The 10,066-nt window shown below is 60.7% G+C and carries 11 protein-coding genes; 3 read left to right on the top strand and 8 right to left on the bottom strand.

Features of this window, described 5'->3' with window-relative positions:
* Positions 1 to 2,558 (bottom strand): transglutaminase domain-containing protein (locus I2E26_RS01625; protein ID WP_229056324.1); only part of this gene is annotated, 2,558 nt, incomplete at its 3' end.
* Between the two features lie 474 nt (positions 2,559 to 3,032).
* Between I2E26_RS01625 and I2E26_RS01620 the strand changes: the two genes are divergently transcribed.
* Complete coding sequence (locus I2E26_RS01620) at positions 3,033 to 4,244, top strand: hypothetical protein (protein WP_195419361.1); 1,212 nt, start codon at positions 3,033 to 3,035, stop codon at positions 4,242 to 4,244.
* Between the two features lie 207 nt (positions 4,245 to 4,451).
* Here the strand turns inward: I2E26_RS01620 and I2E26_RS01615 are convergent, their stop codons facing one another.
* The 6 genes from I2E26_RS01615 to I2E26_RS01590 all read right to left on the bottom strand — a co-directional run bounded on the left by I2E26_RS01615 (position 4,452) and on the right by I2E26_RS01590 (position 8,817).
* A complete protein-coding gene (locus I2E26_RS01615; protein ID WP_195419360.1) occupies positions 4,452 to 4,928 on the bottom strand; it encodes a GNAT family N-acetyltransferase in 477 nt (158 codons plus the stop codon).
* Positions 4,925 to 5,197: a DUF1778 domain-containing protein gene (locus tag I2E26_RS01610; RefSeq protein WP_195419359.1), complete on the bottom strand. Its 273-nt coding sequence runs from the start codon at positions 5,195 to 5,197 to the stop codon at positions 4,925 to 4,927. Before I2E26_RS01610 ends, I2E26_RS01615 begins: the two co-directional genes overlap by 4 nt.
* Positions 5,198 to 5,536: 339 nt before the next feature.
* Positions 5,537 to 6,838: a type II toxin-antitoxin system HipA family toxin gene (locus tag I2E26_RS01605; RefSeq protein WP_195419358.1), complete on the bottom strand. Its 1,302-nt coding sequence runs from the start codon at positions 6,836 to 6,838 to the stop codon at positions 5,537 to 5,539.
* Entirely contained in the window at positions 6,828 to 7,160 is a 333-nt protein-coding gene (locus I2E26_RS01600) for a helix-turn-helix domain-containing protein (protein WP_195419357.1), read from the bottom strand. The genes I2E26_RS01605 and I2E26_RS01600 overlap by 11 nt, the downstream gene beginning before the upstream one ends.
* 178 nt (positions 7,161 to 7,338) lie before the next feature.
* Positions 7,339 to 7,986, bottom strand: a complete 648-nt coding sequence (locus I2E26_RS01595; RefSeq protein ID WP_195419356.1) for an SIMPL domain-containing protein — start codon at positions 7,984 to 7,986, stop codon at positions 7,339 to 7,341.
* A gap of 501 nt (positions 7,987 to 8,487) precedes the next feature.
* The gene (locus I2E26_RS01590) at positions 8,488 to 8,817 is read right to left on the bottom strand and encodes a hypothetical protein (protein WP_229056323.1); all 330 of its coding nucleotides are present in this window, start codon (positions 8,815 to 8,817) and stop codon (positions 8,488 to 8,490) included.
* A gap of 273 nt (positions 8,818 to 9,090) precedes the next feature.
* Here I2E26_RS01590 and I2E26_RS01585 point away from each other — a divergent pair, with 273 nt between their 5' ends.
* The gene (locus tag I2E26_RS01585; RefSeq protein ID WP_229056322.1) at positions 9,091 to 9,360 is read left to right on the top strand and encodes a type II toxin-antitoxin system prevent-host-death family antitoxin; all 270 of its coding nucleotides are present in this window, start codon (positions 9,091 to 9,093) and stop codon (positions 9,358 to 9,360) included.
* The gene (locus I2E26_RS01580; protein WP_195419354.1) at positions 9,350 to 9,649 is read left to right on the top strand and encodes a type II toxin-antitoxin system RelE/ParE family toxin; all 300 of its coding nucleotides are present in this window, start codon (positions 9,350 to 9,352) and stop codon (positions 9,647 to 9,649) included. Before I2E26_RS01585 ends, I2E26_RS01580 begins: the two co-directional genes overlap by 11 nt.
* Before the next feature lie 225 nt (positions 9,650 to 9,874).
* Here I2E26_RS01580 and I2E26_RS01575 read toward each other — a convergent pair.
* Positions 9,875 to 10,066, bottom strand: a 192-nt coding sequence (locus tag I2E26_RS01575; protein WP_195419353.1) for a hypothetical protein, incomplete at its 5' end; no start/stop codon positions are given.

The following is a 10,066-nucleotide window of genomic DNA, read 5'->3' as shown; positions in this document are numbered from 1 at the left end:
GGGGTCTTCTCGTCCACGTCGGCGAAGGCGACGTCCTTGGCGTCGAACTCCGGCTCGCCGGCCAGGCGGTAGAGGAAGGCGGCCATGTCGGCGCGCTTCACCGTGGCGTAGGGGCGGAACTCGAAGGCGCCGTCGGCGGTTGGCCAGCCCTTGCTGACGCCGTTGGCGGCCAGCCACTCGACCTCGGCCCTGTGCGACGTTCCCTCGTCGACGTCGGCGAAGGCGATCTTCTCGACCTTCTTCAAGCCGGCACGGGCGGCCTCGAGCCCCTTCAGGGCCTCATCGACCTGCGGCTGGTTAGCGTCCTCATCCTTCAGGACCCGCTGCGCGCAATCGAGGGCGGCCGAGAACGGATACCAGGTCATCGTCGTGTAATCCTTGGCATCCAGCACCTTGCACTCGTCGAACGCGGCACGCAGCTTGGACTTGTCGACCTGCGGCGCGGGCTCGACGACCTGCTCCCACTTCGCCGTAAGGGTCAGATCTGCCGTCACCGGGGTATCGAAGCTGTAGAGCGCGGCGCCGTTGAACCATCCCTTGAAGATATAGCCCTCGCGCATCGGGTCGGCGGCGGGTTTTGACACCGTCTTGCCCTCGGCCACCTTCACCGGCTCGGGATCCTTGGCGCCCTCATAACCCAGCTTGAAGGTGACAGTGAACTCCTTGGGCTCGGGCTCGGGATCCTTCGCGAACTCGACCTTCACATGGTCCGCGGCAGCCGTCACCGTGCGCAGGAGCTCGGTGCCCGTGTAGACGCTCCCCTGCTCCCTGTAAACGCTTCCGTTCACGACCCACTGCTTCACGGAATAGCCCGTCTCCGGGGTGGCCGAATACAGGACGCTCGTGTTCTTGTCTACCTGAGCGCCGCTGGAGATGCCCTCCTTCGTCGCGCTGTCGACCGCCCGCAGCGTGCCGTTGGGACCCGCCTCGAAGCTTACGGTTGACTTCTCCTCCACCGGCTCATCCCCGGTGACGATGATCGTCACGTCCCTCTTACCCGGCAGGTAGTGGTCCGTTTCCGTCGCGGTGACCGTAACCGTCGTCCTGCCCGCCTTCTTCGGATGCAGCTGGACGGACTTGCCGCCCATGATCGGCTCGACCTCGCAGATCGAGGGGTCGTTGGATGCGAACGAGAGCGCACCCGGGGCGGCAGCGCGCAGGAAGTCGCCCTTCGGGCTGCCGCCGACCTTGAGCTCGAGCACGTCGCCCGTCACCGCGATGGGATGCGCGACCTTTTGGAAGTCCTTGTCGAATACGAACTCGCGGTGCTCCCGAACGTCGTTTGCATAGCGCGCCGTCTCGTAATAAACCTTGCCATCCGCCACGTGCAGGTACCAGATCTGATCGGGGTCGTTCTTGTCGAGCTCGAAGACCTTCTCGGGCTTGGCTGGTTCCGAGAAGTCCCATCGCCACACCGCTTTCGGCGTGTTGTAGTACAGCATGCCGTCGTAGTAGGAAACCTCCGCCAAGCCCATGCCCATCTGGCCCGAGCTCAGCTCCCACGTGTCGTTGATCTCGACGGCCAGCGTGCCTGGGGCCGCCAGGTTCTTCGCATCGAACTTCCAGATGCCGGTCTTCAATCCGTCGTCGCCTATGAAGTAGCCGGGAACGATGAGGGACCCCTGGTGGCCGGCCATGTTGCGCGACATCTGAGCCCACGATGCATCGTCATAGGTGGTGTCGGTGCAGCGCTCGAAGTTGTCCTTGACCCAATCGTGCCGGGGGAAATCCTGCTCGCTCTTCAGGAAATACTGGTGCTTGACCGTGTGGTCCGAGTCGTTGGGATCGTCCCAGGTGGCATCAACCATGTACCACTTGCCGTCGATCTCGATCTGGTTCCACGCGTGGGACTCCCCGCCCGCGGCACCGCTCACCACCTTGCAGGGGACGCCCAAACGGTTCATATAGTACTTATACGCGAGCGCGTAGCCCTCGCACACGCACTGCTTCTCCAGGATACCGCCCTCGATATCGTGTGGAATATGGGTGCCCAGCTTCTTGCTGTAGGTGATGGTGCGCACGAGGTGGTCGTGCACGACGAGCGCCTTCTCCACATCCGTGGTGCAGTTTTCCGTGAGCATCCGAACGACGTCCCATTCGCGCTCCAGCTCCTCGCTGCGGTCGAACGGGGTGCCCACCTCGTCGGTGTACTGCGGATAATACGTCGTGACCTTTCCCGTCACCCTATCCGTGTCATATACCTGGTAGCGAATGGTCCAATAGTATTCGGGCTCCTCGTAGTGGATGCCGAAGAGGACGGTGTTCAGCTCTTCATCGGTGATGCCGTACGGCGTGAGATCGACCTCGGTCCTCCGCTCCTTCCAGCAGCTCTTGAGGTAGTCCTCGATCTTCATCTGGGCCGGCTGGGCCGGCTGGGCAGCCTGGGCGCTGGCGCCCTGCGCCGCCGAGGCCGACCGCCCCTGCGCACTCGCGGGCACGCTCTCCAGCGCGTGCGCCGCCGCGGGGGCAGCGGCCACCAGCCCCGCGCAGAGCACGAAGGCGGCGGCCCGCCGCGCCCTGTCCTTGGTAAGCCCGTTGTCACATCTCCTCATCGGCATACCCATCCTTTCTCGAATGCACGAATCCAGTCATTATATTTCGAGCAGCACCTCATAAAACCGAACGAACGCCCTAAAGGGCGCATAGAGGGCATGAGCGCGTCGACGCTCCTCCAATCTCCGTTAGGGACGGGAAACGCGAAAGCCCCTTCGAATGGCGCCCGCCCGCCAGATGCACCGAAGTGAACCCATCCCGCACCCTGTCGCAGCTTTTGTGATTCAAGCGTTCGCAGGATATTGCAAAGGCGACTCGGCGAGCGCTTCCAGAATCCTTCTCCACCTGCCGCTTCATGTCCATCTTGCAGTACGCACACATGCGACCGGGGAGGATAACATGGTCGCCAAGCATACGAACATCCTGCACGGACCCAACGTCGAGAAGGGAAGGTAGATGAAGATCAACTGCAGGCGAACTTCCTTCCCCAAGACGCTGGGAATACCACCCTTGACAACTTCTAGACGCGAGGAGCAGCCATGGAAACCAATTTAGACAAAGAGACCAGGGGAACGCTCGGCGTCGGCGTCGAAGAGCTCGAGGGCGCGTTGAACGATATGCTGCCCGGACTCACCACCTATGTGCGAGACGTCGACCTCGATCCTCGTGTCGCCGAGCTCTACGCGCCCGGGCTCGTTATCCGCGACAAAGCGCCCGTCGATGCCTCCTGCCGCGTGGGCGGCATGATCGCAACGCACCGTTTCGCCATCCTTTCCAACCACATGCACGACCTTACCGAATACGAGCACGACACAAACTGGGGCCTGCACGTCGCCCTGCCGGAATCGCGCTTCAAGGTGGTCGACGTGTACGAATACGAAGGCAAAGCGCAGATTACGTTGTTGCATCTGCTGGACGACGAGCGCTGGCGCCTCTTCGAGCATGCGGAGTTCGACATGCCCGGGCTCAACGTGGAGGACATCCGTGCGCGCTTCCGGGCGCGATGCCAGCAGGAGCCTATCCCCGAGCTCGCCACCAGCCAATGGCTCGAGCGATGCGCGGATCCAGTGGGACTCGGCCCCGCAGGCGAGCTGTATGCCCCCGACCCCATGCCGGCCGAAGCCGTGTGGCTCGTAGGCGAAACGAGCTTTCGCGCACTCATGGACAACGTGGTGTTCTTGGCCCCGGGTCCAGACGACGACGGCACATGGCTCAAGGCGGTTCCCGAGGAAGTGGAAGCCGGCATCCTGGCCTGGCCCTATATCGACTGTCAATGTGGCCTGAGCTTTCGCTACATCTGCCCCGCGGCGATCGACGGGGCGAGCTGGGTGACCCACGAGCGTGATGAGAGCCTGTTCGCGATTATCAGGGCCGGGGCGCTCACCCAGGCAATATGGTGCCCCACGGGCATAGACCCGCATGCGTTCGAGCGGTTCACGTACGAGGCGGACGAGGTTTATGCGCCCAAGAATCCGGCGGTGCTCGAACTGCGCGACACGGAGTTCCTCGACCCCATCCGCCATCCCCTGTTCCCAGACGACGTGCAGGTGCTGTTACTACCAAGCGGGCCCGCCAAACCGGAGCTGGTCTGGCTGCGGCTGTGCGACCTGCGGGATGGCACGATCTTAGGAACGCTGCTCAACGAACCCGAGCAGGACCTGGGCGTCCATGCGGGCGACGTGCTCCCGCTGGCATTCCAAAAGGACGGAGAACGCGGGATCGAGGCCGCGGTGCTGTTGGATGAGGTGTAGGAGCAGCCTTCAGCACGCGGCTGATGAAACTGGCTACCGATACCGCATCGTCTTCAACCACAGCGATCTTCGTGAGAAAGCGCGGGCCTTCCACAAAGGGTTGGACCAGGCGCAGACGTGACGCGTTGGAGCGACTGCGCACCGAGAGCGAACCTCACCCATATATGCGAATGCGCTCACCTCCGAGAAGGCAAGCCCGTCGTCCATCTACAGTCTGATGGCCATACGACCCGAATCTCCTATGCGCCTGAAGCCGAAACGGGCATAGAACGCCGCGGCCGAATCATCCACGGGATCGACCACGAGCGCCCGTGCACCGGCGATAGCCGCGACCTTGGAGGCATTGATGATCGCATCGCGCAGCAGAGCGGCGCCAAGGCCCATCCCCTTGAAATCGTCATCCACGCCGAGCATCCCAAGGAACACAGCAGGGACCTGGGAGGGAGCGTTACGGGTGAGCCATCCGCCGCCAACATCGGATCGCACGACGGAATGCGTGCTCAGTGTATAGAAGCCCGCTACGCGCCCGGCGCAGCGCGACACATAGATGACGGCCGTGCCACGGGCACGGGCGGTGGCGGCATGGCGCGCAGCCCACGAGCCAACGATTTCAACGCCGCAATGGAAACCCTCTATGCGCTCCCCAGCCGAAAGCTGGACCGGCCGGGAGAACCCAGCCGTCATACCCAGATCTCCTCACGGACAAGAAGCTCGCGGGTCGACTCCGGTAGCGGGGCGTCCAGCATCGCGCAGAACTCCTCGAATGCGGGCCCCGTGAGCCTGGTGAGGCGCGCAGCCTCTATATCTGCCGCCGCCGCCTCATCGAGCTTGGAGGTCGACCACTGCGTGAGCGTCTGGCCCTTGAGCGCCGCCGCCTCCTCGTAGCTGGCCCTTTGCGCGCCAGTGAGCCTCAGGTCCATCCTGCAGGGCTTTTCCAAAGCAAGCGCTGCCATGTCGTCCTCCTCTTGCGGAGTAGCTTGTGTACGGAAATACTACGTACGAGTATACAGCTGAGAAACCAGCGCGTCCAGGTACCGTCCGCGGCGTTGACGCTCGCCTCCAACCATCTTCACTCCGACTTACCCGCTCGTTACAAGGCCTCGACGCGCGGCGTCTCTTGGTCGTCCACGGCGAAGGGACCGCTGGTCAATCACGAGCGACGACGCGCCGAGCGAATTTTGCAGCAGCTGTTGCAAAATTGATTATGCCGAAGGGCTTGAGCGCGCGGATCACGCGAAAAGCACCGTGTGAAGACAAACAGCGACGGCGACGATCGGCTGACCTCTGTGGCTTTAGCCATCGAACTCGAGGTGCGCGATCGACTTCTCGCATAACCTGACAATCGACTTCTCCATATGGCTCCTCAACTCACGCGCGGGCTGGCCTACTTCCGTCTTTTCAAGCCCATCGAACACCGCGGCGATATTCCCCGGTATTTTGTTCGCCAACTCGATTGCAAGAGCCACGCATCCCTCGACGGTAATGCCAAGCTCTTCCAGGCCGCACTGGTCGACCATCTTCTGCACGCTTCGGACACTAACATGCCCGACACGATTCTCGCCACCAATGGACATGGCGAGCTTGGCTGGTTTATGCTCCCACACCCGTTCGTCAACGTAAGGAGCCATAGAAGCGACATCGTATAGCGGTGCCAGACGACACACAGCCCCCGGAGCCAACATTACCGAATAGTTCTTTGCATGCGCGTCGGTTCCAGCAATGAGATAGTTGAAGAAGAGCATCTGAAGAAACTCGACGACATTTATCTGAGATTGCGCGGCACGCTTAAGCACCCCGACGATTTCCTTCACACCCGGCCCACCGTCGGCTGCGTACTTCTTCTCCGGAAGGCAACCAAGCGCCTGACAGAAATCTTCCTGATGCAAACGTGTGACTTTCCCGTTATCCCATTTCCTGTCATAACGTTCGATCACTATTGCTGGCTCAAGCCCATGAGCACCCTCAAATTCTCGATAAGACACGTGCGCAGAACGAATTCCGCACAAGGCGGCCAGGCGCATGCAAACATATTCATTGAGTGCCTGGTGCTCCAAGCCTCTCACGCCGCTTTTCAGCATGTGCGTTGTAGGGGCATCACCTTCACAGGAGAACCAGCGACCGCCGTCTTTTCTAAGTGCAAATTTACTCTGCTGACCCGCCAGGCTCCAACGCTCGTTTTCGGCCAGCCAGCCCCTGCCGCCCGCCCGGCCTTCGGAAAGTCGCTCGGCAATTTGTGCCTCCGTGATTGGCACGAGATTGGACCCGCGACTTGGATACGAGCCCGGCGCACAGAATTGAACGGCGCCAGCGCAGTCTCTCCCGATGACCGCCAACAGCGCGAACGGGTTACTCGGCGACACCCCCGTCGACCTTGATATGCCCTTCAGCGCATCAGGGTCCTCGGGCAAGAGCCCCCAAAGATATGGACGGACAACGCGATCATGATATGCTCGCGTCGAACGCGGCATCGACAAGGAGAGCGGAACACCACGGTAGGTGCTGCCGTATTCAAATGTAAGGGAGCCGGATTCGCCTTGAGATAGTGTTCCGGCGTGATCGCCCGCGATATAGACGTCCAGGTCCTTACTCGCCATGTTTGCCTCCCGTCAAGATACGCAGCGCCTCCAAAGCGCCCTCTTGGGGTCGGAACAACTCGTCCAGACCTGCGGGGATATCCGAGGTCCGCTTCGCGGCATCCTCTCGGTTCTTGTCAGCAGGGCCCAGCGTCAATTCAAGCTCCAAGGCGGTCAGCACCGCAGTGAGCTTATCCAGCTGCACACCCGAGCTCTGGCCCAGCTCCATCGACCACAGGCAGCGCTTTGAAACCCCGGATCTTTCCGCCAGCTGCGCCTGCGTGAGCCCGAGCTCGGCACGTCGCTGCTTTATCGCATAACCGATCTCCAATGCGTCAACCATAGCTGCCAGCCTCCATTCGCGCGTTGTCGCAATATTTTACCACTAGCCTACTTAGCATAATTTTGCGATTCATGCAGTTCGCAGAATTATGCGAGTCGATTTAAGAGCATGGAGCCAGCTAGCCGATGCTGAGCGACAACGCGCCGAACAAATTATGCAGTAGCTATTGCACAATTAATCATGCCGAGGGCTTGAGCCACCAATCCACATCCACGCTGCATGCAACATCAATCGGCTCGGGATGGAGGTCCGGCATGGAGCTTGCTGCGCCGTTCGGGGCCGCGCAGCCGTCGGCACAGACGGCACCCCAGAAGCAGGAATCCCCGCTACGGTTGTAACGAATCTCCTTTACGCCGGCGAGCTCCATCCCAGCCGCCGCCGCAAGCGCCTCGGCGCTCAACCGGGCCTTTGCGACCGCGGTGCCTATCAGACCCCGCTCCTCGGTGTCTTCGTCGCTAAGCCCGAAATGCAGGTTCACGCGAGCCGTCGAGACTCGGCCTGCGAGCGCCGCCCAGATGGCCGCGATATCACGGCCCTCCCGCTCGACCTTGAGCGTCGCGGAGCAATAGTACTCATAACCCGTGGCGACAGCGCGACGACCAGAGGTACACAGGTAGGACGAATACCCATCGAACCCCAGGTCATCTGCAATGCCGAAGGGCTCGAGCGCACGGATCACGCGATCTTGCTCCGCAGCGAAATCATCGGCGCACGCCTGCTGGGTCTCGCACTTCTTACCAAAGCGCAGGGTGAAAACCGCGAGGTCGGGATCGACCTTGTCTTCCGCCGTTGCGCTCACCTTGACGACTGCGAGATTCTCGGACATATAAACCAACCGTCCTTCCCTAGATGCGGCCCTTGGACTGCCAACCGGGCCTCCATGTTGATAGGACAATTGAAGCACCTCTGCGGACATAGTTCTGCAGCGGCGACCGGCTGGCCCCGAGCGCGCCTAGCTTTGCCGAATCATGCCTACGAGCAGGTGTTTTCGCAACGCCATTGTGGGCACACGGCGATGGGATCGAACTCAATGCAGATCTCACCGTGGAGCCTGGGGGCGTCGTCTTTTCGATTCCAGCTCTCGCATTCATAGGCGAAGAGTGCGACGCAGCCATCGCCGTCAATGAGAATCACCCGTAATCTGGACATAATCAGGACATGTCCTGATTATGTCCAGATTCTGTCCTATAACCCAGAACCGCTCTCGCGGTCCCGCCCCGATAAGCCCGATGGCTTTGCCAGCTGCGGCTATTGCGGCAAACCCGTCGCCTCCATGAAGCGCCCCGCGGCGAGAACGGCCCTTGCCGACGTTCGAGCAGCTTGCTCGCTACAGAGCCTCGACGCGCGGCGTCTCCTGGTCGTCCACGACGAAGGAGCCGTCGTTCAGCTCCGCGATGCGGGCGTTGAGCCTGCCCAGGAGCTCGAGCATGAGGGGCTTGTCGACCCTCTCTTGCTCCTCGTTGAACCAGCAGGCCTGGTCGTGCGAGTCGAACTCGTAGTAAGACGAGTACAGTTCGCAAATTTGGTCATTGAGGGCTTGCAGGGCCTCGTCGTTGTCGATTGCGGGAATGCCGGTGCAGGTTTCACCGTCGATGAATTCGTCCTTCCACAATGGACCGGCAAGGAAGTCGAGTGAAATCTTGAGGGTCTTCATCATTGCGCCTTCCTATTCTTTAATGGATAGGCGCTCACCATGAAACCGTTTAGGCCTATCCCCGTAAGAAGGAGACGCTCGCCATTGTATTCGTAAATCCGCTCGTAGCCCGCTGCCGTTGGTTTTCTTGATCTTGTTGGAGAGCCAAAGGAAGCCTGCGAATCAGCCATTTTGCCTATGGCGGAGTTATCCTGAAAACGCAAAGCCCGGACAGTCGGCCTGCAAAGCGCAGGTTACTTGCTATAATTATGTACACAATTATGCAAGGAGGTCCTTATGCCAGTCTGCGTTCCCGTGAAAGATATGCGCGACACCTCTCGCTTCGCCGAGCTGGTTGAGTCTTCTGCCGGTCCGGTTACGGTCACTAAAAACGGATACAGTAAATTCGTCGTGATGCGTTCCGAGGATTACGATCGCATGGAGGCCGAGCTTGCCCGCGCGCGCCTGATGGGACGCATCGCCCTGGCGGAACGAGAGCGCAACGACGGTCTCGCCAAAGACGCCTTCGAATCCCTCGCGTCGATCGAGGAAAAGTATGGCCTATGACGTCAAGATTCTCCCGACGGCGGAGCTCGAGGTCGAGGACATCGTCGAATATCTCAGCGGATTCGGCGCGCAACCCGCCCGCCATTTCATTGAGGACTACAGGCACCAGCTCGAGCTGCTCGCAAGCGGCGTTATCGACTACGGGCTATGCAAGTTGCCGGAGGTCGCGAAGCTGGGTTACCACGCCTGCCGCGTCAACTCCTACATCATGCTGCACTACTTTGAGGGCGATGCGGTCGTCATCGCCCACGTGTTTCACCAGAGGCAGGACTACGCCCGATTGGTGTAGCAACGGATTTTGATATCACAAGTCTTTGGAATCAAGAACGCTGTGGGGGCTTATATTTTGCAGAAACGAACGTCTCTCGATGCCCGAAAAAGAATTAGCGCCGCTCATGAGTATCTTCTCTGTTATACGCCTGGCATCAATCAGCTGAACGATTCTATCAATATGGCGACGCCTCCAAAACCCCATCCATATTGAGCACTCCCTGTCAGAGCGGCTCCGCACCATCTATTTCTTCGACTTCGCGCAGGTGCAGCCGAAGCTGACGTCGCCCACGCGCTCCACCGACTGCCTGCCGCAGCTCGCGCAGTGGACAACGAGGAGCTGCTCCCCAGGACGCGCTCCCTGGAGCAGCTCGACGAGCTCGAAGCCGTTCTTGCGGGCCAACGCGCGCGCCTCTGCCTCGCTCATGTCGACGGG

Source organism: Collinsella sp. D33t1_170424_A12 (assembly GCF_015554865.1).
In the GTDB taxonomy this organism is placed as follows: Bacteria; Actinomycetota; Coriobacteriia; order Coriobacteriales; family Coriobacteriaceae; genus Collinsella.
The sequence above is the reverse complement of the archived record's forward strand: the minus strand, read 5'-3'. Positions and strand labels throughout refer to the sequence as shown.

Excerpts from the sequence above, each read along its gene's own strand:
- I2E26_RS01620 (WP_195419361.1), top strand. The coding sequence starts at position 3,033 with ATGGAAACCAATTTAGACAAAGAGACCAGGGGAACGCTCGGCGTCGGC.
- I2E26_RS01615 (WP_195419360.1), bottom strand. The coding sequence starts at position 4,928 with ATGACGGCTGGGTTCTCCCGGCCGGTCCAGCTTTCGGCTGGGGAGCGC.
- I2E26_RS01610 (WP_195419359.1), bottom strand. The coding sequence starts at position 5,197 with ATGGCAGCGCTTGCTTTGGAAAAGCCCTGCAGGATGGACCTGAGGCTC.
- I2E26_RS01605 (WP_195419358.1), bottom strand. The coding sequence starts at position 6,838 with ATGGCGAGTAAGGACCTGGACGTCTATATCGCGGGCGATCACGCCGGA.
- I2E26_RS01600 (WP_195419357.1), bottom strand. The coding sequence starts at position 7,160 with ATGGTTGACGCATTGGAGATCGGTTATGCGATAAAGCAGCGACGTGCC.
- I2E26_RS01595 (WP_195419356.1), bottom strand. The coding sequence starts at position 7,986 with ATGTCCGAGAATCTCGCAGTCGTCAAGGTGAGCGCAACGGCGGAAGAC.
- I2E26_RS01590 (WP_229056323.1), bottom strand. The coding sequence starts at position 8,817 with ATGATGAAGACCCTCAAGATTTCACTCGACTTCCTTGCCGGTCCATTG.
- I2E26_RS01585 (WP_229056322.1), top strand. The coding sequence starts at position 9,091 with ATGCCAGTCTGCGTTCCCGTGAAAGATATGCGCGACACCTCTCGCTTC.
- I2E26_RS01580 (WP_195419354.1), top strand. The coding sequence starts at position 9,350 with ATGGCCTATGACGTCAAGATTCTCCCGACGGCGGAGCTCGAGGTCGAG.